This is a genomic window from Streptomyces sp. NPDC001443, from assembly GCF_053597355.1.
In genome coordinates this window covers 56,985-82,783 of record NZ_JBSFIA010000030.1, presented here as the reverse complement: position 1 = coordinate 82,783, position 25,799 = coordinate 56,985, and the positions used below count along the sequence as shown (strand labels likewise).

Annotated in this window: 19 protein-coding genes; 3 read left to right on the top strand and 16 right to left on the bottom strand. The window is 68.8% G+C overall.

Annotated elements, in window-relative coordinates; genetic code table 11:
- Position 1 precedes the first annotated feature (1 nt).
- The 5 genes from ACWC24_RS27785 to ACWC24_RS27765 all read right to left on the bottom strand — a co-directional run bounded on the left by ACWC24_RS27785 (position 2) and on the right by ACWC24_RS27765 (position 7,038).
- Positions 2 to 1,555 (bottom strand): Wzz/FepE/Etk N-terminal domain-containing protein, encoded by a 1,554-nt coding sequence (locus ACWC24_RS27785; protein WP_450665612.1) that lies wholly within the window; start codon positions 1,553 to 1,555, stop codon positions 2 to 4.
- Entirely contained in the window at positions 1,552 to 2,919 is a 1,368-nt protein-coding gene (locus ACWC24_RS27780; RefSeq protein WP_450665611.1) for a Wzz/FepE/Etk N-terminal domain-containing protein, read from the bottom strand. The genes ACWC24_RS27785 and ACWC24_RS27780 overlap by 4 nt, the downstream gene beginning before the upstream one ends.
- Entirely contained in the window at positions 2,909 to 4,177 is a 1,269-nt protein-coding gene (locus ACWC24_RS27775; RefSeq protein WP_450665610.1) for a glycosyltransferase family 4 protein, read from the bottom strand. Before ACWC24_RS27775 ends, ACWC24_RS27780 begins: the two co-directional genes overlap by 11 nt.
- Complete coding sequence (locus ACWC24_RS27770) at positions 4,167 to 5,486, bottom strand: nucleotide sugar dehydrogenase (RefSeq protein WP_450665609.1); 1,320 nt, start codon at positions 5,484 to 5,486, stop codon at positions 4,167 to 4,169. Before ACWC24_RS27770 ends, ACWC24_RS27775 begins: the two co-directional genes overlap by 11 nt.
- 73 nt (positions 5,487 to 5,559) lie before the next feature.
- Complete coding sequence (locus ACWC24_RS27765) at positions 5,560 to 7,038, bottom strand: sugar transferase (protein ID WP_450665608.1); 1,479 nt, start codon at positions 7,036 to 7,038, stop codon at positions 5,560 to 5,562.
- Positions 7,039 to 8,568: 1,530 nt separating this feature from the next.
- Between ACWC24_RS27765 and ACWC24_RS27760 the strand changes: the two genes are divergently transcribed.
- Positions 8,569 to 8,961, top strand: a complete 393-nt coding sequence (locus ACWC24_RS27760) for a helix-turn-helix domain-containing protein (protein WP_450665607.1) — start codon at positions 8,569 to 8,571, stop codon at positions 8,959 to 8,961.
- 142 nt (positions 8,962 to 9,103) lie between these two features.
- On the opposite strand, the gene ACWC24_RS27755 is transcribed toward ACWC24_RS27760, so the two are convergent.
- From ACWC24_RS27755 to ACWC24_RS27715, 9 genes are all read right to left on the bottom strand, one after another.
- A complete protein-coding gene (locus tag ACWC24_RS27755; protein ID WP_450665606.1) occupies positions 9,104 to 9,292 on the bottom strand; it encodes a hypothetical protein in 189 nt (62 codons plus the stop codon).
- 65 nt (positions 9,293 to 9,357) lie between these two features.
- On the bottom strand, positions 9,358 to 10,203 hold the full coding sequence (locus ACWC24_RS27750; RefSeq protein WP_450665605.1) for an IS3 family transposase: 846 nt from the start codon (positions 10,201 to 10,203) through the stop codon (positions 9,358 to 9,360).
- Positions 10,203 to 10,502, bottom strand: coding sequence for a helix-turn-helix domain-containing protein (locus tag ACWC24_RS27745; protein WP_450665604.1), 300 nt, complete (start codon positions 10,500 to 10,502; stop codon positions 10,203 to 10,205). Before ACWC24_RS27745 ends, ACWC24_RS27750 begins: the two co-directional genes overlap by 1 nt.
- A gap of 137 nt (positions 10,503 to 10,639) precedes the next feature.
- Complete coding sequence (locus tag ACWC24_RS27740; protein WP_450665603.1) at positions 10,640 to 11,326, bottom strand: hypothetical protein; 687 nt, start codon at positions 11,324 to 11,326, stop codon at positions 10,640 to 10,642.
- Positions 11,327 to 11,378: 52 nt separating this feature from the next.
- Positions 11,379 to 13,043 carry a hypothetical protein gene (locus ACWC24_RS27735; protein ID WP_450665602.1) on the bottom strand — a complete coding sequence of 555 codons (1,665 nt, stop codon included), beginning with the start codon at positions 13,041 to 13,043 and terminating at the stop codon, positions 11,379 to 11,381.
- A 654-nt stretch (positions 13,044 to 13,697) separates the two neighbouring features.
- Positions 13,698 to 13,910 (bottom strand): hypothetical protein, encoded by a 213-nt coding sequence (locus ACWC24_RS27730; protein ID WP_450665601.1) that lies wholly within the window; start codon positions 13,908 to 13,910, stop codon positions 13,698 to 13,700.
- A 353-nt stretch (positions 13,911 to 14,263) separates the two neighbouring features.
- Positions 14,264 to 14,698, bottom strand: coding sequence for a hypothetical protein (locus ACWC24_RS27725; protein ID WP_450665600.1), 435 nt, complete (start codon positions 14,696 to 14,698; stop codon positions 14,264 to 14,266).
- 3,847 nt (positions 14,699 to 18,545) lie between these two features.
- Positions 18,546 to 19,478, bottom strand: coding sequence for a PhzF family phenazine biosynthesis protein (locus ACWC24_RS27720; RefSeq protein WP_450665599.1), 933 nt, complete (start codon positions 19,476 to 19,478; stop codon positions 18,546 to 18,548).
- 76 nt (positions 19,479 to 19,554) lie between these two features.
- Positions 19,555 to 20,220 carry a cutinase family protein gene (locus tag ACWC24_RS27715; RefSeq protein WP_450665598.1) on the bottom strand — a complete coding sequence of 222 codons (666 nt, stop codon included), beginning with the start codon at positions 20,218 to 20,220 and terminating at the stop codon, positions 19,555 to 19,557.
- Positions 20,221 to 20,451: 231 nt separating this feature from the next.
- Here ACWC24_RS27715 and ACWC24_RS27710 point away from each other — a divergent pair, with 231 nt between their 5' ends.
- Positions 20,452 to 22,041 (top strand): helix-turn-helix transcriptional regulator, encoded by a 1,590-nt coding sequence (locus tag ACWC24_RS27710; protein ID WP_450665597.1) that lies wholly within the window; start codon positions 20,452 to 20,454, stop codon positions 22,039 to 22,041.
- Positions 22,042 to 22,077: 36 nt separating this feature from the next.
- Positions 22,078 to 22,539 (top strand): GNAT family N-acetyltransferase, encoded by a 462-nt coding sequence (locus tag ACWC24_RS27705; RefSeq protein ID WP_450665596.1) that lies wholly within the window; start codon positions 22,078 to 22,080, stop codon positions 22,537 to 22,539.
- Here ACWC24_RS27705 and ACWC24_RS27700 read toward each other — a convergent pair.
- Together ACWC24_RS27700 and ACWC24_RS27695 are read right to left on the bottom strand one after the other, a co-directional pair.
- Positions 22,524 to 23,549 (bottom strand): phosphotransferase, encoded by a 1,026-nt coding sequence (locus ACWC24_RS27700; protein WP_450665595.1) that lies wholly within the window; start codon positions 23,547 to 23,549, stop codon positions 22,524 to 22,526. The two genes, ACWC24_RS27705 and ACWC24_RS27700, sit on opposite strands and share 16 nt — an antisense overlap.
- A 131-nt stretch (positions 23,550 to 23,680) precedes the next feature.
- Complete coding sequence (locus ACWC24_RS27695) at positions 23,681 to 25,270, bottom strand: tannase/feruloyl esterase family alpha/beta hydrolase (RefSeq protein ID WP_450665594.1); 1,590 nt, start codon at positions 25,268 to 25,270, stop codon at positions 23,681 to 23,683.
- Positions 25,271 to 25,799 lie beyond the last annotated feature (529 nt).

Below are 25,799 nucleotides of genomic sequence, written 5' to 3'. Positions count from 1 at the left end.
ACTACCGCGCCTCCTGGTCGCTGTCCGGGAACCGTGCCGCCCGCATCGGCAGTTGCTCGGCCCGCCGCCGGTCATCCCCCACTGCCTGAACGGCGTGGGAGGCACCCCCGCCGTTCTGCCGGGCCGACCGCTCGCTCCGGCCGCGTACCGCGGTGTGCGGCCCGTCCCACAGCGTGCCGTCGGTCCGGTCACGGGGATCGGGGTCGATCAGCACCACACCGATCACCGCGATGCGCTGGTCCGCGAGCTGTCTGGCCACGGTGTGCAGCCATGCGGTGCTGCCGTGCCCGGCGCGTACGACGAGCACGGTCCGGGTGCCGAGGTACTGGAGGTCGGTCCACGCCGTACCGGGCGCCACCGAGCCGACGCCGACCGTGCGGTCCTGGTGCGGCACGGCCGCCGCGCTCTCGCCGCCGACCACGGCCGGGTCTCCCGGCTTCCGGCGGCGCTTGGCGAGCTGTGATCCGGGCAGCCCGTCGACGACGACCACCGGCCCGTCCGCCGCCAGCGCCCTGGCGAGGTCCAGGGCGAGCGCGCTCGTGCTGCGCGCACAGCCCAGTTCGAGCAGCGACACCGGTTCCGCCGAGCCGCGCGCGGTGCGGGCCAGTGAGGTGATGAGCCGCTCGCGGGCCACCCGGACCCGTCGGCGCCGCCACGGCCGGACCGACCGGCGGGGCAGCTCCGCGACGACCGAGGCGCCGAGGTTCGACGCGATCTCCCGGCGCAGCACGGGACGGTCGGCCACCACCGAGCCGACCGCGGCCAGCGCGAGCCCGAGGACGAGCCCGAGGACCAGCCCGATCCCGGCGTCGGTGGCGGCGGTCTTCGGCAGGGAGTGCGCCAGCACACGCGGGTCGTCCACGATCTGGGTGCGGGCGACGAGCTGGGGCGTGCCGATGCTCGCCTCGGAGGCGCGCTGCCCGAAGTCGCTTATTCGGGAGGTGAGTTCGGCGCGGCGGGCGAAGAGCGACTCCAGGTCCGCGGACGCCTTCGGCCCGCTCTGCGGCGTTCCGTCCCCGATCGCCTTGTTGACCTGGGCCAGTTCGTCCTGGAGTCGGTCACGCTGGTCGAGCAGGGCCTTGGACTCGGCGTTCGCGGCTTCCCGGATCCGCCGCACATGGTCCGCGACGAAAGCGTCGGCCAGCGCCTTGGCGCGGGCCACCGCCTCCTTCTCGGTGGCACCGGTCACGGTGATCTGGAGCAGGTTGTTGGTCAGGCCGAGGCCGACGTAGTCCTGCATGAAGTCCTCAGGTTTCTCGGAGGACTTGAGGGTCCGCAGGGCCGTGTCGGCGATCCGCGTGGTCTGCAGCAGCGCGACGTCGGTGCGGATCAGCGTGCCGGGGTCGTTCGGCTGGTCCTCCTGATGCGCGACCAGCACCTTGGTCACCGCGGTCGGCGGCGGCGGCTTCAGCACCGCCAGCGACCCGCCCGCGAGCAGCCCCACCAGTCCCACGGAGCACCAGAAGCGGCGCCGCCTGCGCACCGCCACCACCAGCGCCTGCACATCCAGCAGCGGAGCGGCAGCCGACGACTCCGCAGTCGTACTCGTCGTCACGCTGAATCTCCCTTCCCGTCGTGACAGACCGCGAGCACCGGCTCGGCGGCATGCCGAGGACGGTCGGCAGTCCGCGTCGCGAGGGCCCGGACCGGGCCGGCGAGGACGATGCCGACGACCTCGTGCCCGGCGTCCGTGCATGCCTCGGCGAGGCCGCCGAGCTCCGCCGCCGTCCAACTGCCCGCGCTGAGCACGACCAGGACACCGGACTCGTCGTCACGGTCCGGCACCATCGGGTGGGACACCGGGACCTCCACCACCCGCAGCAGCGGATCGTCCCCGGCCTCGGCGGCGAGCTGCCCGGCGGCCCGCAGAGCGGTCTCGTCGCCGTCCGGGACGACGACCAACAGCCGCCGCGCGCCCGGCAGTCGGTCCCGGAGCCGGGCACAGACCCGCCGGTGGCGGACCTGTCTGCTGGCCTCGTCGCCGGACGCCTGCGGGGCCGGTACGTCCCAGCGGACATCGGTGCCCAGCAGCCGGCGGATCCGTGTCCGCGGGCCACGGCCCCGCGGCCGGTGCGCGGGTCGCTCGTTCGGTACGTCGACGGTGCCGAGCAGCGCCGAGCCCAGCGCCGCGGCGATCTCCGGCTGGGTGCGCAGCCGACGGCTCATCCGGGCCGCGGTGAGATGGCCGATGACCCCGAGCAGGAGGAACAGCAGCGCTCCGCCGACAATGAGCTGGATCTTCGTCGGCGGTGCCTCGCCGGTCGGCCGGGCCGCCGGGCCCATGACGACCATGTTGGCCTTGTTGGTGGCCGGGTCGGCCTGGTCCAGCTTGGTCATGGCCTCCTGGAGCGTGGTGCGCAGCTTCTCCAGCTCCGTGCGGGCCTGCACACTCTCGACCGTCCGCCCAGGATCGGCCGCGTCGGCCAGCTCGGTGATCCGGCGGCTGGTCTGCGTCACCGTCTGCTGGAGCGCCTCGCGCTGCGCCGCCGCCTCGGGGTCGTTGTTGTCGTCCACCACACGCGCGGCGAAGGTCACGAACTGCTGGGCCACCTGGTCGGAGAGCTGCTGCGCGCGCTCCGGGGTGTCCGCCGTGCCCGAGATCTTGATGATGTTCCCGTCGGCCGTCTTGGCGCTCACCCGATCCCGCAGCTCGGCCTTGCCGACCCCGCTCCAGTGAAGGTTGGCGGCAGCCTGGTCGACCACCGTCGAACTGGTCGCGATCTGCTCCTGGGTGAGCAGCTCGCGCTCCTCCCAGGCACCCGGCAGCAGTACCGACGCCGAGGTCGTGTAGCGCGGCGGAAAGAGCATGGAGGTGCCGTACCCGACGAGCGCGCCCACCACGGCGAGGAGGGTGAGGAGCCGCCAGCGCCGACGGATGATCCGCCCGATCGTCACCAGGCGTATCGTGTCATCGTTCAACGGTGCGGCCTCCGCCCTGTGCACGGTCCGTCTCGCCCGCCGCCGGGGCATCACCGCAGGCTGCGGCGTAGGCAGCGAGCAGCGACGCCTGTGAATTGCGCCAGGACAGCGGCCCGCTGATCCGCTCCTGGCCGATCTTGCCCATCAGGGCCCGCTTCTCCGGGTCGTCCAGCAGCAGCGCGATGAGCCGCGCGAACTCGGCCTCGTCATTGGCAGGCGCGTAGACGGCGGCGTCACCGGCGGAGACGCGCGCCTCCCGGAGCTCGAAGGAGACGAGCGGCCGGCCCATCACCATGTACTCCAGGACCTTGTTCATGGTCGACACGTCGTTGAGCGGATTGTGCGGGTCGGGGGAGAGGCACACGTCCGCGGTGGACAGGTAGCGCACCAGATCGGCGTCCGGGATGCGCCCGGTGAACTGCACCTGCTCCGCGAGCCCGAGCCGCCGGGACAGCTCCACCATCGCGTCGAAGGTGTCGCCGCCGCCGACGAACACCGCGTGCCAGTCGCTCCGTCCGACCTCGTCGCGCAGTTTCGCCAGCGCCCGCAAGGCGTAGTCGACCCCGTCCTGCGGGCCCATCACACCGAGGTAGCACAGCAGATGGGGCTTGCCGCGCTTCAGCTCCGGCTCCGGTGGTACGGGGTGGAAGCGGTCGATGTCGGGTGCGCTGCGCACCACGAAGACGTCCTCCGGCCGCCGCCCGCCACGGCTCACGGCGACGTCCTTGTAGCTCTCGTTCGTGGCGATGACGACGTCCGCGGCCCGGTACGTCATCCGCTCCAGCGCGCACACCCCGCGGTAGAGCAGGTCCTTGCCGCGGCCGAACCGGGAGAGGTACAGCTCGGGCACCAGGTCGTGCTGGTCGAACACGAACCGCGCGCCGCGCCGCTTCAGCCACCGCGCGGGCAGGAACAGCAGGTCGGGCGGGTTGCAGGCGTGCACCACGTCGACCGGACCGATCTTCCGGGCCAGCCGCAGCGTGTGCCACAGCGCCGATCCGTACTCCCGCAGGTAGCCGGCCGGTCCTCCGGTGGCCGCGCGCAACGGGTAGCGGTGGATCCGCACCCCGTCGATCTCCGCGTAGACCTCCGTGTCCCGCTTGCTCCCCTGCGGACAGATGACGTGCACCGTCCACCCCGCGTCGCGCAGCGTCGCGCACTCCTGCCACACCCGCCGGTCGAACGGCACCGACAGGTTCTCCACCAGAATCAGCGCACGCCGGTCCTGCCGGTCGCCGCTGGTCGTTCTACCAGGCAAGGCCCACGTATCCCGGTTCGGCCCGGCGCGCGTCGGCGTCGGGAAGGCGGATGAGGTCGACTATCAGCGGGCCGTCGCCCCCGTGGGGGAGTGCCGACAGCACGGCCGGGTCCTTCGTCCCGACCAGGCACACCTCGGCGTGGTCGAGGACCTCCTCGACGGAGTCCGCGAGCAGTTGCGCCAGGTGCGGCAGCCGGTGCTCGATGTACTCGCGGTTGGCGCCCAGCAGCCGGGACAGGCTCACGTTGGCGTCATGGATCCGCAGGTCGTAGCCCTTGCCGAAGAGCCGCTCCGCCAGCTCGACGAGCGGGCTCTCGCGCAGGTCGTCGGTGCCGGGCTTGAAGGACAGCCCGAACAGGCCCACCTTGCGCCTGCCGGTGCGTTCGACCAGCTCCACCGCGCGCTGGAGATGGTCGGCGTTGGAGGGCAGCACATGGGACAGGATCGGCACCGAGATGTCCGCCCGCTGCGCCGCGTGGACCAGACTGCGCAGGTCCTTGGGCAGGCAGGAGCCGCCGAAGGCGAAGCCGGGCCGCAGATAGGCGGGGCTGATGTTCAGCTTGCGGTCGGCCAGGAACACGTCCATGACCTGGTGCGAGTCCACGCCGAGTGCCTGGCACACCGCGCCCAGCTCGTTCGCGAAACCGATCTTGAGGCCGTGGAACGCGTTGTCCGCGTACTTGATCGCCTCGGCCGTCGGGATCGGCACCCGGAACACCTCGCCGGGCAGCCCCTCGTACAGCGCCGCCACCACGTCGCCGCTCGCGGTGTCGAGCTCGCCGATGACGGTCTTGGGCGGGTCGAAGAAGTCCCGCACGCTGGTGCCCTCGCGCAGGAACTCCGGGTTGACCGCGACCCCGACGTCCACCCCGGCCGTGCCGCCGACGGACTTCTCCAGGATCGGCACCAGCAGGTTCAGACAGGTGCCCGGGAGCATGGTGCTGCGGAACACCACGGTGTGCCGCCCGCCCCGCTCGGCCAGCGCGCTGCCGATCTGCTCGGTGACCCGCTCCAAGTACGTGGTGCACAGGCTGCCGTTGGGCTCCGAGGGCGTGCCCACGCAGATCAGCGACACCTCGCTGCCCGCGATCGCCTCGCGGACGTCGGTGGTGGCGCGTAATGCCCCGCTCCGTACGACGTCGGCGACGAGTTCACCGATCCCCTCCTCGACCACCGGGGCTTTTCCGTCGTTGACCAGGTCGACCTTGACCTGGTTGACGTCCACCCCGATGACCTCGTGGCCCTGGCCGGCCAGGCACGCGGCCGACACGCAGCCCACGTAGCCGAGCCCGAAAACGCTGATCCTCATGACCCGTTCCTCCCCCCGGGCAGGCCGCTCCGGCCTGCCGTCCGCGCCCCTGCCCGACGACGCTCCGCGCCCATCAGTAGGCCCCCTGCCCGTACAGCACCGCACGCAGCGTCTTCCACAAGATCACCGTGTCCAGGGCGAGCGACCAGTCCTCCACGTACCGCAGGTCCAGCCGTACCGCCTCCTCCCACGAGAGGTCGCTGCGTCCGCTGATCTGCCACAGGCCGGTGAGTCCGGGCTTGACCAGCAACCGCCGCCGGATGTCCGGGCCGTAGGCGGCGGACTCCTCCGGTAACGGCGGCCGCGGACCGACGAGCGACATCGATCCGGCGAGCACGTTGAACAACTGCGGGAGCTCGTCGATCGAGTACCGGCGCAGCACCGTCCCCACCCGGGTCACCCGGGGATCACGGCGGAGTTTGAACAGCAGGCCGGCGCCCTCGTTGCGGTCGGCCAGCTCGGCCCGTGCCGCGTCCGCCCCGACGACCATGGTGCGGAACTTGAGAATGGTGAACTCACGGCCGTTCTTGCCGACCCGACGCTGGCGGTAGAACGCCCCGCCCCGGCTGTCGGCCAGCACGAGCAGGGCGACGAACAGCATCAGCGGCGCGAACAGCAGGATCAGGATCGCCGCGCCCAGCCGGTCGACGATCATCTTGACCGTACGGCGGCCCCCGGTGAAGGTCGGCATGCTCACCCGCAACAGCGGGATCCCGAGCACCGCGTCGACGTGCAGCCGTGGGCCGGCCACCTCCATCAGCACGGGGGCCACGACCATCTCGGCGTCGCTGCCCTCGAGGTTCCAGGCCAGCCGCTGCAACCGGTCCGGCGACCAGTGCGGGTCCGGGGTGACCGCGACGACCCGGTAGCCGTCGCGGTGGACATGGCCCGCGACCTCGGTGAGCGGGCCGACGACCGGCACTCCGTCCAGCAGGTCACCGTCGGGTCCGAGACCGTCCGTCGTGCACACCGCCTCCACGCGCCAGCCGAGGTGCGGGAACTTGCGGGTCCGGGTGATCAGGTCGCGCACGGTGGCCAGGCTCCCGGCGGCGAGCACCGGTCTCAGGCACCTGCCTTCCTTGCGCTGCCTGTGCAGCCAGATACGCAGCAGATACCGCGTGATCATGGTGACGAACGCGATCGCGGGGATCGCGACGAAGATCCAGAGCTTGATGTTGCGCGAGGTCAGGGCGATCCCGCCGAGCGCCAGTACGACGGTCGCCGCGAACAACGAGCGTCCGAGCCGACGGAATTCCTCGGCCCCCTGCCCGAGTACCGCCGGAGCCCACGACCGGCTCACCGCGAGCGTCCCCAGCACCAGTAACTCGGTGCCGAAAGCGAGAATCCCCCACTTCTCATGCCAGTTGGCCGCGTCCCGGGCCCCGAAGAACTCGCCTATCGCCGCCACCACGAAGGCGGTGGCCACCATGTCGCTGGTGATCACGGTACGGCGGTACCGCTGTTCCCAATCGGTCGCCGGTTGGTCGATCGTCCCGGTCGTCAGACGCCCGTGTTCAGACGGAAACGGGCGTACCAGTCCCCCTTGCCGCACAGAACCCCCCAGGTTCCAGTGGGTCGACGTGTTCGCCTAGCACTGTTCCTCTCTGTGGGAGGCCCCCGCCTCCCGTGCCGCGCTGTTCCTCCCCGCGGAAGACCCCGCCCCCGCGCATGACATTTCGGCTACTGCAGAGCTATGTGAACAACCCACCCCGGCGACAGCGCACTTGCGCGTCCTGCCAGGCACTCGAGGCACATGGAAGCCCGCCGAAGACCTTGGTGCTCCCCACGACCAAGGCTCCCCCCGGACCCCAAGAACCGATCACCCCCATGTCTGGCGTCGGAGACGAAACCGCTCTCTATCCCGTAACGCCGGACCTATGGACCATTGTTGGTCGCCTCACCTTCGAACAGGTGAAGCACGGTCAATCTAGACCATCGGGGCCAGTCTGAAGAGAGGGATGTGTGGAATTTGTGCTCAAGATTTGGGGCCGGATCCGTCGATCGATGACCGTATACGGGTGCTTTGCGCCAACACGCGCTGCGGCGGCCGGTCCGGCGACCGGCCCAGGGGTCGGGCGCGGCGTCGGCGCGGCAGCGATCGGTGAGCCCGGGCAGGGCTTCTGCGGCGCCTGGTTCGGCGGGTCCCGCCGAATCCTGCCGCTGGGCGAGGTCGGTACGGGGCACCGACGGGGCGCCCCGCACCGTGATCGAGAACAAGCCGGACATGCCGACGGGCGGTCGGTCGGGACCGGGACGCTCGGATTGGCCGGATCGGCCCGCCCGGCAGGGCGTGCCGCGGGGCAGGCCCTGGGCGGTGTCTTCGACCGATCTCGGAGGGTGGGTCTGGCCGCCGTGGACGGCCTCGACATCGTCCCGGCGGCCGCCGGCCCCGGAGTCCTTCACGTTGCAGCGGGGGGAGTTGGCGTTGCGATATTGCGAACACTCGTTCGTGAGCGGCTGGTGCGTCGAAATCCTGCCTTCCTGCTCGCCCTGAGGGGAGCGGGAAGGCAGTTATGCAATTCTCTTCTATCATCGACCTGCAGCCAATCCGACCTGCCGTCACCCCACACCGCAGCCGGATCTGACGAACTGACGCCAACTGGTGAGAGAGGGGTTGACCGTGGCTTCAGCCGCACTTGTTCGGCCGCTGTCCGGTCGGCGCTGTGTTTCGCCTCGAACTCGCCGTCGTGATGACGCGGGAACCCTCGATTCGCCGAATCCCGGCCGAGTTAATTCTCGCAGTGGGCTTGGAGTCACGAGTACTGTCGATGACCAGGTGACGGCTCGCGGCGCCGACTGCGAACGTCGGCACACGGCAGTCCTCCTTGCGGGCTCGGAGGCCCGGACCGACGAAGGGCGTCGTGTCGAAGTCTGCGGTCGGCGTCGAGGGTCCCCTCGGGAGCGCCGGCGCCGGCCCGTCGGATCAACGGTCGTAAGTGACACCTGTCCGACGAGCCAACCGGTATGGCGGTTCAACCTGTTTTGACATGAAAGGGACAGGAAAGACGATCACTGATCCGATGCGTTTAGACTCGCTGGTGAACGAGGCGAGAAGCGACGTCCAAGCAGGAAGACACCAGCCGTGCCGAACCCACTGCAGGTACTGATCAAGCACCAACTTGAACAGCGCGGTTGGTCGTACAGCGACGTGGCGCGCCGCGGGGGTATTTCACGTTCCACCGTCCACCACCTGGCGACGTCGGAGCGGCTGGCCCAGATGCCGCAGCAAAGCACACTCGAGGGACTGGCCAAGGGGCTCGGCATCCCTGTGCCCCCGGTGCACCGGGCTGCTGCCGAGGCGTGCGGAGTCAACCTCTACCACGAGGACACGCTCGCGGCCGGAGATCCTGAAGTCGCGATCTTGATCGCCAGTGTTCAGAAGCTCAGCCCTGTGGACCGTAAGCACGTCTCCGCACTGGTGGAGTCCCTTCTGCGCACCGCTGCGGCGGAGGAGGAGGCCCATCCGCGCCACTAGGCGGTCGGGAGGTGGGCGTCCGCCGCGTCGGGCCGGTACCGATGAGGTCCGGCGGGTGGCTTCTCCGCTCTTGTTCGTTCGTCTCGGCTCGGGGGCGGCGTGCAGGATTCGCGGAGTCCTGGCCGTTACGGCGTCCGGCAGGTCAGAAACCTCGTGAACTCGCCGCCTTGATCCATGCGATCACCATGGCGACCGTGTGGTAGTCGAGCTCGGCGATCCGGGTTGTCGCCTCTGCTTCGCGCAGCGACGGGGGGACGCAGGCCGCGTCCATGGCGCAGTGGAGCAGGACTTCATGGGCTCTGGTGGCAGGGAGGTCTTCGCCCACTTCCATGTCACCTCGGAGGAGCGGTGCAATGGGCAAGGGGGGAGTCGCCTGTGTGTTCTGCATGTCTTCTTTCAGGATGGCGCAAACCGGACCACTGCGGGGATTTGCGGTGCCGACGGCTTCGGGTGGAAGGCAATTCGTGTGCGGGCGCCCGTGTTGCAGGAGCACGATTCGTCGAATCTGCATTTATGCGAGGTGAATGATGCGAGAAGGCGTTTCAGTTCTTCCTGTAGGTCCCCCGGGCTGTTCCAGTGCTGTCGGGGAGGGAGATGGCGGTCGACCTTCCGCCAGAAGTGGTCCACCGCGGTCTGGACGTGCTGGTCGGAAACGAGAGCGGATTTCGGCGACAGCGCGAGTGCCTGCACGCGCTCGGTGAATGCGTAGGTGGTCCACCGGGTGCGATGGGGCCGGATCGGCGGAAGCTGTGCGGCGTCCCCGGCGACGGCGGTGTTCAGCGCCCTGCGAACCAGTTCGGGGGTAGCTGCCCGTTCCGTGCTCCACCCCATGAGCCGGTGCCGGTCGATGTCGAGGACGACGGCGCAGTACAAGGTGCCCGTCGGTGTGGGCTGTGCTCTGGCGTCCGTGACCCACAGGCGCCGTGCCGCCCGGTCGTCGGGAGTCTGTGGTGCTGTCCATCGGGAGCGGCCGGCCTGCCCCCTGATGCCGGCTTGCCGCATGAGCAGTTCCACTGTCCCGCGGCTGACGCTGACGCCGTAGGACTGCTGTAGCTCATGATGAATGCGACGGGAGCCGTAGGCGGCCTTGGAGGACCGGTGGATGGAGAGGATGAGTTCGGTCAGCCAGGCGTGGCGTTGCAGTCGGCCTGACGCATCACGTCGGCGCCAGGCATAGTACCCGGATTCGGAGACGCGCAGGAGCGTAGTCGTCGACCGGACCGAATACCCTTCTGCCGCCATCACCTGGACGGCCTCGAACCGCCTTTTGGGGGCACCACATCGTTCAGCAGCTCTGTCAGACGCCGATGGGCGCTGAGTTCACTCTCCAGCTCCATGATGCGCGCCCGGGCAGCACTCAGCTCCGAGGGCGTTTGCCTGCTCCCGAACTGATGTGCAGTCAGGTGCGCGTAGGCGTGACGCCAGCGGTACACGGTGGGTCTGCTGAGGTGCAGTTCAGCCGCGACGTCTTTGACGGACCGTCCCTCGGCCAGCAGGTCCAGGGCTCGGTTGTGCAGTGAAGAGGGATGCTGTCTGGGCATGTTCCTTCTGATTTCAGGCCCGGGGAAATGCTGGCAGGCCCGGCTCGGGTGGACCGGGCCGACGACGTGTTCGGGGTGCGTGAGGCCGCCAGGCCGGAGTCGGTGACCGACCCCGATCTCCTGGCAGCCTCGTTCTCTCAACGGACGTGACGGTGCATGGTGACTGTGGGCTGGAAGCGGTCGAGCGGGTCCACGACGTTGCCGTGAGGGGCGCAAGCGGCTTCGCGGTCGAGGATGGACTTGACCTCGTTCGCCAACTCGTCGGCCCGCTTCTTGACGCTGGAGATCGGCAGACTCGATGTCCTCAGCGCGGCCACCTCTCGGTGGACACGCTCGAGTTGGCTGCGGGCCGATCGGCTGAGCGTCAACTCCTGAGGAGTGGCGACGACGAACTGGTACGCGCCGGAGAAGGTCTCGCATCCGGGGCAGTGGTCGTTGGCCGATCGGCTGATGTTGCTGGCGTTGATCAGCCGCGCATTGCGGCCGGCGGTGGTGACGATCTGGTAGGACAATGCGATGGACCGGCAGGGGGCGTAGACGGAGCAGCCTGCGGATTCGGCCATCGCCCGGTTGTTCGCCGTCACTGCGACGAGCGGACCGAACTGGTGGATCCTGAAGGACTCGTCGAACTGGTTGACGTGCATGCGGTCGGCATGGGTATTCGCCATGTCCACAGCGGTGGAGGAACTGAAGAGGTGCGATCCGCCGGAACTTGCACTGGCTGCCGACGTCGTCGCTGCGACGGCCATCCCGGTGGTTGCGATCACGCCCAGTCGTACAGCGGTCTTGGCGACCGTGCTGCTGCGGGGCTTGCGGTGTGTCATCGATTCCTCCTGAGGGGTGAGGGGCGAGATGAGACGGGTTGCTGGGCCTGCCTCACGGCGTTTCCGATGTGGAATCAGTTCCGGCAGGTGTCGGCGACGTGAGGGCAGCCGTGGCCGAGGCGGATTCCGACGGTGTGGGGGAGGCGGGGGACAGGTTTGCCGATGAGGCGTCGGCATGCGTGCTGCGTGCCGACGCCGGTGCGGTGGGGGCCGACTCCGTCGGCCTCGCCGGCCGACTGCTGCGGGAGTCGGAGCTCGGGGCTGCCGGGTCCGAGGACGTGGAGGCCCTGCTCGGCGTGGCGGAGGGAGAAGGGGCAGGTGCGGCAGGAAGCGTGTGCTGTGGGTGCGGGCGCGTGGGCGCGGCTGCCGGGACCGCGGTGACGTCGTGGGACGGAGTGGGCGTGCTGGGTGCGTGCCTCACCGTCGGTACACCGGGTTGGAGGACCGGAGCGACCGGCGACGCCGGAGGCAACGGCTTGGGGGTTGCACCGTGCCACCATGCGGTGAACAAGAGGGATACGCCCGCCAGAACCGCCACTCCCATGACCGCACGAAGCCGGGTGTTGCCTTCGGTGACGCGCACCGCGCCACGGGCCAGGCGGCCGGCAAGCCGTACGGTCAGGTAGGCCCCGCCGGCCATGGGGCAGATGAGCATGAGGCTTCCGATGACACCGACCAGCCCCGCGGCGATCTGCCCGGCGCCGAAGGCCGAGAAGGTCCCCGTGAGTTGTTCGGCGAGGGAACGCAGGCTGGTGGAGACCAGTCGGGGAAGGTTCCACAGAGCGTAGCCGGTCTCCGCCAGCAGCAGGGGGATCATGGTGGCGACCCACACGGAGACCACGATCCGGGCGGAGCGCCTGAGGTCTGCCACGTCCCGGTGCACCGGGCGCCCCGGCAGGATGCTCAGCAAGATCGGCTTCACCTTGCCGTACAGGTCCGGGATGCCGGCCAGGTCGCCCAGAATGTAGTAGCCGTCGAGGCGTACGACCGGCATCAGTTGTTCGAGAACCTCGAAGTGCGCCAGATAGATGGCCGCGAGGAAGTAGGGCTGGCCGGTCACCGCGTACACGGCCGCCAGGACCAGCATGAAGAGCACGTTGAAATAGACACCGCCCAGGCCCGTCCGCAGACGTCCGCCACGCCCCACCCGGTAGACGTCCGTGACGTCGGTGTACATGGAGGGCCAGATCAGGAAGATGCCGTAGCCGATCTTTCCCGGCTTCGCTCCGCTGTAGCGGCAGGCCGATGCATGCCCGAATTCGTGGAAGACCAGCGACGCGACGGTCAGTACGAAGACGATCAGCATCCAGATCGGTTGTTCCAGGACGCGCAGGACGGGCGTCATGGCGCCGTGGACGCCGAACAGCCAGATGTCCATGATCGCCGTGCACATCAGTGCCACGGCCACGATGAGCGGCCGGTGGAGCCACGCCAGTCCTGCGGCGATCCGCGCCACCTGGTCCTCGCGGAAGACGACCTTGTGGCCCTTGAGGACCAGCAGGAGGTCGGAGCGGGGTTCCGGAGTCCGGTCCGCCTCCGCTCCGTCGGCCGCAACGACGCCGAGGGGCGTGAGCTTCCTCTCCAGAAGGTAGACCACATTGTCCGCGGTGACCTCGGCGCCGTGGCGGCCGCTGACGAAGTGTGAGATGGCTTCCGCGTCGCGTACTCCGTCGACAGCGCTCACCACCAGATACAACAGCCGGGACAGTTGGATCACCTGGCCGTCACCTCGACGCACAAGGTACTTCGGCGTGGTGGATCCTGACCCCTTGTACTCACCCAACCGCTCCAGGCCCTGGCTCAGGCGTGGAACGGGAAAAGCCGGAAACAGCCGGGTGTCCGCCGCCTGCCGTTGCGCTGCGCTCCAACTCGGCCGGAGGGGAAGCGTGGTGTCGTTTCTGACACCGGTCGGACCGCCGCTGCCGATGGGCTGCGGGTCCGACAGGCCGACAGCGTCGGGGCTCTGATTTCCTGACACTGTCAACGTTCCTCCTCCGATGCGGGGAACCCCGCATTCAGCGCGATCACAAGCGGGTACGAGAGCTACTGACGGATGGCTGACGCGCTGCGCGAGCTGGGACTCGCGGACCCGGAGCGCGATGCCCCGTCGCCGACGGCCCCGTCGAGGCGAGGTAACCTGCGCCGCCGTGTCCGTGCCGGCGGAGTTGCCGGCGGGAGGGCCTGAGTTCGCGGGCCGACAACCATGTCGGCTCTCCGTCGGACCGTTCGATGTCCGAGAGGAGAACCCCTCCCGCCGGCCGAGCCGCCGGCTCGGCCGGCGCCTCGGCTCGCAAGAGCCGGGCCGGCTAAGCCGGCCCGGCCCGGTGGCATCAGCGCCAATGGCTGATGCCGGTCATGCGCAGTGCCGTGACTACTGGTGGAGGTTGATCGCCTGCGTGGCCTGCGACTGAGCGACCGCGAACGGCGAGAACGAGTTCGCCGCGAGCGACTCGTTGTGCGCGCCGACGGCGGCGGCCTTGTGCGAGATGTTGGTCGTCTTGGCGAAGTTGAACGAGAACTTCCCCAGCGCCTCACGGCCGGGCAGCAGCTCCGCGGACTCGGCTTCGAGCATGTCGTTGTTCATGATGAAAACCTCTCGGTGTGTGAAATGCATGTCGATTTCCTGCAGTTCCAGATCAGTTGTGAAAGCATGGGATGCGTCGGGATTATTCAGGTCTGACCCCTCGGCGACACCACCTGGCAGAAGCCCTCGCCTGCGACCGAACTCGTACGTCGGACCGCGGGCGAGCAGCTTCCGCCACAGCCAGGACCGGCAGTGAACCGGGTTCTGGCCGCTCAATGCACTGCTGCGACAAGGCCCTTGAGGATGCGGAGCCTCGGACAACAGCTTCTGTCCGGAGTCTCTGGACAACTTGTCCGGAGACCCTGGACAGTAGCGGACGGGGAGATGGCGCGCAAACCCCCCAGAGATAACCTTCATGCCCAAAACGCACGCCAGTTCGCCCTTGTTGCTTGGCGGTTGCGCCGGCCGGTGCGGACGTCCTGCCGGTCGGGGCACCGAAGGCGACCGCCGCGGAAGTGATCCTCGATGTCTGACGCATGCAGGTCTTGCGAGGGGTGATCCCCTACTTGCGGTGCCCGCGGGCTCGGCGGATGCGCAGCGGGCCCGATCCGTGTGGCCGGTCCCTCGGTGAGGAGGGTCCGGTACTCGCATTCGCGGTCGATCGGGTCCTTGGAGCCGCATGCACCGTGCGGCCGCCTGGTGCTGTGGAAGTCGGTGATCCAGGTGGCGGTCCCGATCCGGACCTCGGTGTGGATGCGGACGTTGCGCCGGTGGACGTATTCAACCTCGAACGCGCTGTCGAACGCCTCATTCGCGGTGTTGTCGAACGACAGGGCGAGTTGACGCATCGCCGGGATGATTCGTCCGTACGAAGAAGGGGCATTCCTTCGAGCGCGAGGCCGACTGCCGCGCCTGGGCGGCACCTTCATGACGCAGTGCGATCACAGACTCGCCGAAGGGGAGTGGGACCGGCCGGCGGGCGCCGCTGCGAGCGGCGGCGACGCTCCCCGTGAACAGCTGCATCAAGATCACGTAATCGGTGACCAGCGGTGACGGGGCAGTCTTTGATGAAACAGCACGCCGCCGGATGTCACCGATCGCAGTGTTCAGGGTCATCCAGGTTGTCTGTTCGAGCACATAACAGCGGCCCATGGGCTGCTTTCTCGGATCTCACCTGAGGTTCCACGTCGGACCGGTAAGTGCGGAAGAGGGGATTTTTGTCGCTATCCTCTTGTTCTATCCGGGCGGAACGGGTTTCCTGGTGAGTGTCGTCGGAGGGGTCCGAGTGTTTGTCGTCCAAGGATCATCCACCACGGCTGTTGTGCGCGGTACTACAGGGGAGCCAGTGATTCTGCTCTCCGGGGAGCTACCGGAGTGTCTGACGGCCGCGGCCTTGGATGATGTAATGAACATGGCTTTGGCGGTTCTCAGTGGAGACGAGATGAGACTATTCAGATCGTGCCTGACAGCCTTGTGCTGCGGTGAAAAACTGGAGGAGCGCCGGATTGAGGTGAGTGGAGCAGTCCTGACAATCTTCAGACGGTGACCGCATTCTCGTAAGGAAATCCGTCAGTCGGGACGAGGGGCTGTGCGGTTTAACGGGCTTCGCGAGCGGGGAGCGGGATGGAAGCGACAGCCCTTTGTTCATACCGGATGATGAGTCCATCGTGACCGCGCGGTGAGGGCCGTACTGCCCGATCGCGCGCCGTGTCGTCCCCACGGCTCGCCCCGGTGTACGGGCGGGTGGTGTGAGGCCCCGGACCACCTGGGGCCGGCCCGGGGCGAGCGCGCCCGGGCCGTGCGGTCTTGCCCGGTGCGAAGGTCGGACAGGATGCGGGGTAGCCGCCCTTCCTGCCGCCGGTCAATGACGGGCCTGCTCTGGTCCGGAAGCAGAGAAGTCACGCGGTTCGAAGGGTGTTCCGGGAATCGCGCCGCGACGACATCAGGGCACTGCCCGCCGCGAGATCTTGCCTGGCGGCGGGCAGTGCTGGAGTCATTGCCTTTGGCTACCGGAGCCAGCCGGGTACACAGACCCAGTGCATGCGGTGGTTCCTCCAGTCACGCTGGTAGCTCCAGTGACATTCGCGGCCGGGGTAGTAGTGCCCGTCCCAGTCCCACCCGCGGCCCCGGTCGTCCCAGCCGTGACCCCGGTCGTCCCAGCCGCGGCCTCGGTCGTCCCAGCCGTGACCTCGGTCGTCCCAGCCGTGACCTCGGTCGTCCCACCCGCGGCCCCGGTCGTCCCGGCCGCGGTCCCGGTCTCCACCGTGGTCCTGGTGCCTGTCGTGGTCACGAGGCTCCAGGAGAGAGCTCGCGTGGACAGGGGATGCCTTGAGATCGGGAGCCGGAGCGGCTGCCGCCGAACCTGCAAGCGGCAGAATGACGGCCCCGACCGTCAAAACGGTGGCAGCCAAGGCTCCAGTCATACGCTTCACTGATTGATCCTCCTTGAATTTCCGGGCAATCTCTGCCCGGAAACCGACAGTACCCGCAACTTTTGGACTGGTAATCCAGGCAAGCGGCGTCGTGTCCGGTAGGTCGGCGTCATCCCAAGGATCTAAACAGCAGGTCGGAGGGCGTGGGCGAGTGATCCGTGGTTTCCATTTCGTCAGGAAAGGGATCAGCAAGAACACTCGACCGGCGGACGAGCCGTGCGAGTCGAATGAAGAGGGCCATCGATGGATCGACAACGCACCTTTTCGAGATCTTGTTCCTTGATTTCGGATGTAAGGTGCCATGCCTTTCGAGGAGGCAGGCTGTCCGCTTCCATCGCGCCTGCCAGGACACATGTCGAGAAGATCCCGTCATGGTCCGATCGAAATGCCTCGATTTTCATGGAGAGGATTTTCGTGTCTTTCTCGTACCCCTCCCCGAGTCGCATCAAGGAGCTGTCCGACTTGACGCAGGCGCGCGGTTGGCGGGATCGCTACGCCTGACGACCCGTCGGCGAGGTGTACGGCCCGGCGGTGCCGTAGCCGCTTCATCGACCCGAGTCGAACGGCGCGCGGCGCGACTTCCGTCCGAAGGACGGTCGGCCCCGGCCTCGCGGCCGGCATCGCCGTCACCGTGGCCGCGGCCCACGGCCCCGGCCGTGAACTGCACCTCGTACACCCCACGCCGTGCCCCTCGGCGCTCTGTGCCTGTCGCATGGGGGCAAGAACCCCGACCCTGTGCTGCTCGTCCGGGCTGGTCTCGTCGAAACGGAACGCTTACCGTTTCCGAGGCGATAAAGAGGAATGGAAATCAGAAAATATGAACGAAGTTCGAGTCTTCTGGCCACTGCTGCATGAATTCTGTCGCGCGTGCAGCCGGCTCGTGGTCGAGTGGGATGTCGAAATCTGGAACGATCGGGTTCGTTCTGCCGGAACTGCAATCGTGTATCCGCGCGCCCCGCCCTCTATCGATCTGGACATTCACGATGCTACGGTCGGTTGGTTCGCAATGTGGATGGCGGTACGGTCGAGGAGGTATTGATGATCTCAACTGCCTCGGAATTTGCTGTATGGCTTGCGGAAATGTCGGGTGATCGGGAAAGAGTTTTCAATGACTGGCGTGCGAGTGGATGCGGAATGGCCGTACTCTCGGCCGGAGCATCCTGGGATGCGGTCAGATTTCCGGAGGCGAAAGGCTACCGGACATACGTCGACCTGCTCCATGCGACGGGCTCCATTGGTCCCATGCTGTGGGATTCCTGGCGCAGGCACGTATATTTTCTGACCTCTCCTGGGTGGTCGCATCTCCTGGGGTCTCTCGATGTGCGAGTGGTGTCCCGAGGCGGATGGCTGGCGGTGCCGGACCCGAGGCTGCGTGTGGGGAGGTTCGTATGGATCATGGGTAGTGCGAACAAGCGGCTGACCTGTCCCGGGCGGCTCTACCTCTCCGCCATGGAAGCCGGGGCGACCGCTCCGGACGATGCCGAGTACTGCCCCGGAACGGGCAGTCGAATCTCGCCGTGGGAATCCGTTGCAACTCGATGTTGGGCGAGTCGAATCCCTTGGTGCTCCCAGAGCGGGATGCGTCGACCTGATGACGGTTCGATGCCGGGGTGATCACTGCCTCAAACCTCGGACGGCACCCACGCATGGCTTCTGTTTGCTGTGGTGATGTGGACTTAACTGCCCGTTCTCGGTGTAGCGGTCCGTGACCGATGAATCCCGTTCGAGGTGGTATTTTTCTGTCGAGCAACGATGCGGGACATGAATTCCAAGGAACTCGCTGGTTGGTCGGTTGCCTACCGCATGCGCATCGATCTGGTCACGGACATGCTCGAATTCACTGCCTGGACCCGCAGGGCCAGTCTGGACGGGGCTATATTTCCCAGAGGCATTGGATTTCGCGCCCGCTGTGAGCACCCGACCCTGCGAGAGGGCCGCGTCCGCGCTCGGCCGGAAGTCTGCGAAGCCATTTACGCGAACAGCAGCCCCCGGGCCGGGGTGTGAATACGGGGCAGCGGCCCGGAGCATCGTCGGCATTCGGCCGTGGGCGGTGGAGTCCACGTGCGGCGCGTCGTCCGGCGCGAGGTCCGGCACGCCCTCCCCCGGAGGGGGGACCCCAGCGGCGTTGTCGTCGGTCGCCGACGTCCCCCGGCCTTCGGCCGGGAGGTACCCCCACCGCGTCGACTCCCTCCTGCGCCTTGCAGTCGGACGCTCCCCCGAACTCTCGGCTCCGCTCGAGCAGGGGGCACCCCCATGACCCCGCTCACCTGGGCCGGTAAGGCACCGCTGCTTTCCTGGGACTTGATCCGCCGGACAGGCCCTGGCCGATGCGTGTTCCCGCGCCGCTGACGCGGACCCGGGGATCACCCGCACGCAGCGTCACCGTGAGCTCGCCGGGGCGGCCCAGGTCCGCGCCCTGGTACAGGGTGAGGACGGCGTCCTCGGGGGCGAGGCCGAGCTCACGGACGTACGCACCGAACGCGGCCGCCGCGGCGCCCGTCGCCGGGTCCTCCACGACACCGCCGACGGGGAACGGGTCACGTACATGGAAGACGGTGGCCGACTCCCGCCACACCAACTGGACCGTGGTCAGGTCCAGACGGTGCATCAGGGCCTCGAGGCGCGCGAAGTCGTAGGCGAGATCGGCGAGTCGGGCGCGGGTCGCGGCCGCGAGTACGAGATGGCGGGCACCGGCGAACGCGATGCGGGGCGGGAAGGCCGGATCGAGATCGGCGGCCGGCCAGTCGAGCGCGGCGAGCGCCTCGTCGAGGTCGGCCCCGGCGATGTCCTCGATGTGCGGCTCGACGCTGGTGAGCGTGGCCCGGAGCGTGCCGCCCTCCCGGGTCACCTCCACCGGCACGGTTCCGGCCCGCGTCGCGAACACCAGCTCGCCGGGCCCGGTCTGCTCGGCGAGCGCGATGGCGGAGGCGACGGTGGCATGCCCGCAGAACGGCACCTCGGCCTTCGGGCTGAAGTAACGGATGTCGTACGCCCGCCCCTTCTGGCCGCCAGGGCCCGCTGCGGCCGGGGTGAGGAACGCCGACTCCGAGTATCCGAGGTCGGCGGCGATGGCCAGCATGTCGCCGTCGTCCAGGGCGGAGGCGTCCAGGACGACGCCCGCGGGGTTGCCGCCCTCGGGATCGCTGGAGAAGGCGGTGTAGCGCAGGACTTCGGGCCGCGGTGGAGTCGTCGTCATGATCTGGACACTACCGGGCATCCCGTCCGGACCGGGCACGCTCCGGTCGTCCCGCGGGGGCGGGCCGTCGAACGGCTCAGCCCCGGCCGATCCGCTCGACGGCGAACCGGGCGCCCTGCTCGACACTGCCGTTGACGTGGTAGGCCAGGTGCGCGGCGCCGTTGCGGCCGTTGCCGCACACCGGGTCGCCGGTGTTGCAGAACTCCTTGGCCTTGGGGCCGAACACGTCGCTGGCCGAGGCGATCGTGCGGCCCGACAGCCGCAGGGGATTGCCGAAGACGACGACCGCCTTGACGCGCCCGGCGAGCTTCGCGGGGATGGTGCGGCCGGTGCCCAGCCGGGTGGGGATCCCCAGGGCGATGTCGGTGACACTGCCGCCCTGGGAGTAACCGCCCAGCACGAAGGACGTGCTGGCGCAGTTTGCCGCGGTGGAGACGACGCGGTCGGTCATGTCGGTGGCACCGGGTCCGGCACTCGTCTGCGAGAAGTTCGCCGCATAGTCGACGGCGTACGACGACACGGTCCTGCCCGGCAGGGCACTCTTGATGTTCTTCACGAGCGGGGTCCCCGTGATGCCGAGGCCCGGGGCTTCCCCGGTGCCGCGGGCGAAGACGACCTCGACATCCGGGCACGGGGCCGCGGAGGCGAGGGAGGGCAGCAGGGACAGGCCGGCCGCGCTGAGCGCGCCGACGCCCGCGAGGGACACGAGAGTGAGACGACGCCGTGACGCATGACGGGACATGGGGGGTTCCTCTTTCTCGAGCGGTGGTACGAGCGCTCGGGACGGGATCCGTTCGCCGAGCGCAACAGCACCGTAGGAAGTGCCGCGCCCCGCACGTATCGGTGGAATCACCAGTCGGCCACCGGCGCACGTCTGTTAGATGGGCAGTCAGCAATGCCGTGGAACCGGGCCCGCGCCGGTCGGCCGCTCGCTAACATCGGCACAGAAAGACCACAGAGAACGGTGGTGCGCGTGGGGCATGAGGCAACCGGCACGGATCCCGACCAGCGGGACGCTCCCCCCGCGCGAGACGAACAACTGCCGCCTGCACACGAGGAGATGACGCTCGGCCTTCGGTTGTTGCGCGACGGTCCCGTCTCCGACGCCCACCACCTCCTGCTCCTCGCCGCCGGTGCCCTGCGGACGACCGACCCGGCCCGCTCGCGCGAGGCGTCCGTCCACGCCTGCCTGGCAGCCTGGTCGGCAGGCGACCGCGACGGCTACCTCACCGCGCTCGACGCGCTGTGCCCTCCGGCCGCTCCCACCGACGGCGGACCTGCCGCGGAAGACGACGCCGATCCGGTCGCCACCTTCTGGCGCGCCTACCGCGACGGCATGCACAGCGTCCTGCACGGCGACTTCGAACGCGCCAACGCACTGCTCGGCCCCATCCTGAACGTACTGAGGGCGCAGCAGCAGACCTCGAGGCTGCTGTCCGCGGGCACGATCGCGCTCATGCTGGGCGACCTCGCGGCGGCCCGACAGGTCCTCGGACTCGCGCTGGCCACCGCCCGCTGCGAGGCGACGCCCGCGTTCCTGCCCCGCGTCCTGGAACACCTCGCTTACGCCGAACTGCGCGAAGGCAGATACCACCAGGCGCGCGTCCACGCGCAGGCCGGTCTGGAAGCGGCAGGCGAACACCCGCAACGCAATGTGACCGCCGGTCTGTCCGCGGTCCTCGCCCTGGCCGCCTCCATCGCCGGTGACCCGGACGAGGTCGCCGCCCACGCGCAGTCGGCCCTGCACATCGCCCACGCCCATGGACTCGGCCAGACCAGAACGCTCGCCGAGTGGGCCCGCGCCCGCGCCGACCTGGGCCACGGCAACGCCGAACACGCCGCCGCGCGACTGGCCCCGCTCGTCCACGAGGGGCCGCGGCAGGGCCATTTCGGTCTGTGGATGATGGTGGTCCCCTGCTACGTCGAGGCCACGGTCCTGGCCGGCCACGACGCGGACGCGGGCGTGGACCACCTGATCGACCGATACGCTCAGTGGGCCTCGCGCGGCGCGGATCCACAGGCCCCGGCCGTCGTACTGCGCTGCCGGGCCCTGGTGGCGGACAGCGAACACAGCGAGGACCTCTTCACCGCCGCCCTGGCCCGGCACGAGAAGGTCGACAGCCCCTACGAGCACGCCCGCACCCATCTCGCGTACGGCATGTGGCTGCGGCGCCGACGCCGTTTCGTGGAAGCGCGCGTCCAACTGCGCCGTGCCGTCATGGGGTTCGACCAGTGCGGTGCCGACGTATGGACGAAGCAGGCCGACGCCGAGCTCAGAGCGGCCGGCGAGACCCCCACCGCCGTGCCCGCCCCCCGATCCGGGTCGGGACCGCTGGCACAGCTCACCCCGCAACAGCAGCGCATCGCCCACTCGGTGGCCCAGGGCGCCACCAACCGTGAAGTGGCGCGTCAGCTGTCGATCAGCACCCGTACCGTCGAGTACCACCTGCGCAACATCTTCACCCACCTCGGAGTGCGCTCCCGAGTGGCCCTCGCCCGCCGCCTCGAACCCGAGCCGCCCCCTGCCCGCGCCGGCGGACAGCACCGGGTGGGGCCGAATTGACGTGCGGCCGTGCGCCCGGCCCATAACCTCGCTCCCATGACCGACGACCGTGCCTTCGTACCCGACGACTTCGTCGTCCCCGCGACCCTGACCACTCCGCGGTTCCGGCTGGAGCCGCTGGGCCCCCGGCACAACGCCGCCGACCACGCGGCCTGGACCAGCAGCATCGAACACATCCGGGCGACCCCCGGCTTCCGGGACCGCGCATGGCCCCCGGCGGACGGGATGTCCCTGGAGGCGAACCTCGCCGACCTGGAAGGTCATGCGGACGATTTCGCCCGGCGCCGCGGATTCACCTACACCGTCATCGAGCCGGCCGACGGCGAGGTGATCGGCTGTGTTTATATCTACCCCTCCCGCGGCGACGACCACGACACCGACGTCCGCTCCTGGGTCCGCTCCGACAGGGCCGAGCTGGACGCTCCCCTGTACGCGGCCGTCACGGCCTGGCTGACCACGAACTGGCCCCTCGGAAACCTCAACTACCAGCCCCGCTGACCACCGTGTCGTAGGGATGGGGCTGCTGTCGCCAGGAGCGCCAGCGCCTCCTTCGCGTTGTGGTCCGCGATCCCCCGCATGAGTGCCCGGTCGGGGAAGTCTCCGTCGAGGAGTCGCAGGGGGCCGGCCACCAGCGACAGGCGCATCGCGAGCATGTAGAGGTCGAGCCGCCGCGGATCGAGACCGGGCCGGGCCGGCGCGGGGTACCGCTCGCCGAAGCGGAGTCGCAGGAAGACGTGCTCCCATTCGACGTCGAAGTACATCAGGCCCTCGATGTCGATCAGAACGGGGTGCCCGTCGGCGTCGACCAGGACGTGGTCGGGCCCCAGTTCGCCGTGGATCAGTCCGTATTCCGTACGCGGGCTCACCCGGTCGGCCAGTTCGTGCAGACGGTCGCGCAACGCGGCGTCGGCTGCCGCGATGCGGCCGTCGCGCCCCGCCTCCGCCAGGTCTCGCAGGGCGCGGTCGAGGACCCGCTGCTCGCAGGTGACCTCGGAGACGGAGCCGTCGCGCTCCAGCAAGTCCAGCCGGCCGTAGCGCGGGCTTTGGTGACGGTGCATCATGTCCAACATCCCGGCGAGGTCGCCCAGGGTTCGCGAGGCGCGCGCGGGATCGGTCGTGAAGAGTGCTTCGAGCGTGCCGCCGGAGACGTCCTCGACCACGGCGACGTCCGCCGGACGACGGCGCCGGCTGTCATCGGCCAGGAGTACGCGTGGAACCCGGACCCCGAGGCGCTCCAGGGTTCGCTGCGCGGTCAGGAAGGGGACCAGCCCGGAGGCCGGCGTGAACGGGTCCGCCGGGTCCGCCTCGTGTGCTCCCGGCCAGAAGTTCTCCGCCTCGGCCCAGCTGTAGACGATCACGCCGGCTGTGCGGGCTCCGTCGAGGTGGACCCGGTACACGCCCTTCTTGCTTCCCCCGCGCAACCGGTCCACCGCGACGACGCGACACCTCGCTCCCAGCGCGTCCCGCACGAGCTCCGACAGGTCTTCCACGTCCGCGAATTGCCGCATCCGCAGAACCTAATGAAGCCGGTGCCGAGCCTGCCACTGGATACCGCCGCAGCCCTCCTGGAACGGCAGCGGCAGCAGTTCTCTCACCCTGAGAGCCGCCGGGACGCCGAAGGCAACGCCCCGGAAACCGGTCAAGGGCGGTCCCTGACGGTGAGCGACTGCGTGACGAGGTCGGCGGGGACGCGTGTCTGAGTCCGGCACGAGGCGTCCGCACCTGGGGCGGTGGCAGCGTCGGGGTACGCGCAGATCGTGCGCTCGGTGCCGGTTCCCCGGTCCTTCTGGTCGAAGGACTCGGGAGCCCTGCCGTGCTCGGTCCATGCCAGCAACGCATCGAGCAGTTGCGACTGCGCCGAGGCAGCACCGGTGAGGGTCGGGTCGCCGTGTCCGACGCCGGGGAAGTAGAAGGTGCGGACGAAGGAGCGGGTGCCCTGGAGTCCATAGCGGTCGAACAGGCGCTGCTGGTAGTTGTAGGAGCCGAAGGGCACGATCAGCGGGTCGTTCGCACCCAGGTAGTAGATGATCTTCCCTTTGCCGCCCTGGACCTTGGAGAGGTTCGTGCTGTCGGTCGCGGCGGTCTGCTCGAACTTGCGGTACGAGGCTTCGAAAGCCTGAGGGAAGTTCTTGATCGTCAGGTTGGTACGCCAGTCGTAGTTCGCGTCCTGGGCGAGCCAGTAGCGGACATAGGTCTCGATCATGGGGCTCATGCTGTTGCCGTCGGGCAGCAAGGTGGAGAAGCTGGTGCCCCGGGTGACACCGCCCCACAGACGGTCACCACGGGCGTCCCGTGGTCCGTCCCAGATCAGGTCGACGGCCTCGGCTTCCTTCGCGGTGAGTGCCTTGACGTCGGTCGCGTCGAACGAGCAGCGGCGGGGTTCGGCGACGACTCCGTCGGTGACGCCGTCCTGGCTGTCGCACGCGGCGACGGCGGCAGCGTTCGCCGCATCGCTCTTGGCGGGTGACAGACCGTCGCGACCGAGGAGTTCGTTGACGACCACGGCGGGCCATGCCTCGCCGATGATGAACCGGTTCCAGTTCATCGCCGGATAGCCGAGGAGGAAGCCGTCGTACCGGTCACCGTACTTCTGGGCCATCTGCCAGCCCTGTCGGCCCCCGGTCGATCCGCCGACCCAGTAGTTCCGCTGCGCGGCCTTGCCGTAGTAGGTCTTGGCCAGCGCCAGGGCCCAGACCGTCTGCTCGTGGATGCTTCGGTCGATGAAGTCGTCGACCTGGGAAGTGTTGAGCTTGCCGGCGGGGCTCAGGACGAAGCCTCCACCAGCCGGTCCGCAGTCCGGCTGCGCGTTTGCCAGACCGGTCCTCGGGTCGGTCGCGTTGCACCAGTCGGCGTTGTGACCGGTGTCGGTGTTCGATCCGACCTCACCGCGTTGGATCGGCATGCGCAAGTCGCCCGCGTAGGAGCCGGCGTAGCCGGCCCCGCCCAGGTTCAGCACGCGGCCGTTCCAGGCCCCGGTGAAGGTTCCGCCGCTTCCGGCGTCAGCGGTGCTCAAGGGAAGCGCGACGCGGACGTTGATGGACCGGGTCGGCACAAGGTCGGCCTGACAGTAGGCCGGCGTGGCCCCCGAAGCGGGAACGATCGTGGAGGTGACGGTTTCGACGTGCGAGCCGGAGAGCACTTTTTGGGCGAGTCCGGCGCAGCCCAGGCTGTGTTGCTGTTCCCTGGGCAGGGCCATGGCCGGCTGCATCGCGAGTGCGGCGGCGGTCACAAGGGCCGTGGTTCCTACGACGAGGCGCAGGCGGTGGGGGCGAGAGCCGAACCGTCCGGGCCCCTGTGGTGCCCGCGTATCAGGTGTGTTCATCACAACCTTCCTGACGATGGAATGCTCCACGAGCGGTCATTCCAGTGCCATGGCCGGTTGCAGGGAAGTTCGTGTTCCGTTCTGCGGTACGAAAAGAGACGCGGGGTGACCAGACCTTGGCCACCAGGACCACGGCCGGCCTTGTTCTCGGCGCGCCGTTCCTGTGTGCGCAGGTGCCTCGGTCGGCGGATCTTCGGCAGGGCCCGCGTCGAGGCGAGGCACTGGCACCACGAGGACCGCCGGCGCGCCCGCGCACTCGACACCGACAAGCAGAAACGGATCGTCCCGGCCCGTCCACCTCATCTTCGCCGAGATCGGAGCAGACCGCGAGGGCGGGGGGAGAGACGCGGAGCCGTTCCTGGTGGATGCGGGAGACGAGGAAGACCTCGTTCCGGGTCCTCATCGCGGCCGCGGCCATCATGATGTCCGTCTTCGG

What these genes read in the sequence shown, in the direction of transcription:
- ACWC24_RS27705 (WP_450665596.1), top strand. Translation starts at nt 22,078, where the DNA reads ATGACCGACGACCGTGCCTTCGTACCCGACGACTTCGTCGTCCCCGCG.
- ACWC24_RS27740 (WP_450665603.1), bottom strand. Translation starts at nt 11,326, where the DNA reads ATGACACACCGCAAGCCCCGCAGCAGCACGGTCGCCAAGACCGCTGTA.
- ACWC24_RS27730 (WP_450665601.1), bottom strand. Translation starts at nt 13,910, where the DNA reads ATGAACAACGACATGCTCGAAGCCGAGTCCGCGGAGCTGCTGCCCGGC.
- ACWC24_RS27725 (WP_450665600.1), bottom strand. Translation starts at nt 14,698, where the DNA reads ATGCGTCAACTCGCCCTGTCGTTCGACAACACCGCGAATGAGGCGTTC.
- ACWC24_RS27720 (WP_450665599.1), bottom strand. Translation starts at nt 19,478, where the DNA reads ATGACGACGACTCCACCGCGGCCCGAAGTCCTGCGCTACACCGCCTTC.
- ACWC24_RS27715 (WP_450665598.1), bottom strand. Translation starts at nt 20,220, where the DNA reads ATGTCCCGTCATGCGTCACGGCGTCGTCTCACTCTCGTGTCCCTCGCG.
- ACWC24_RS27700 (WP_450665595.1), bottom strand. Translation starts at nt 23,549, where the DNA reads ATGCGGCAATTCGCGGACGTGGAAGACCTGTCGGAGCTCGTGCGGGAC.
- ACWC24_RS27745 (WP_450665604.1), bottom strand. Translation starts at nt 10,502, where the DNA reads ATGCCCAGACAGCATCCCTCTTCACTGCACAACCGAGCCCTGGACCTG.
- ACWC24_RS27755 (WP_450665606.1), bottom strand. Translation starts at nt 9,292, where the DNA reads ATGGAAGTGGGCGAAGACCTCCCTGCCACCAGAGCCCATGAAGTCCTG.
- ACWC24_RS27750 (WP_450665605.1), bottom strand. Translation starts at nt 10,203, where the DNA reads ATGGCGGCAGAAGGGTATTCGGTCCGGTCGACGACTACGCTCCTGCGC.
- ACWC24_RS27770 (WP_450665609.1), bottom strand. Translation starts at nt 5,486, where the DNA reads ATGAGGATCAGCGTTTTCGGGCTCGGCTACGTGGGCTGCGTGTCGGCC.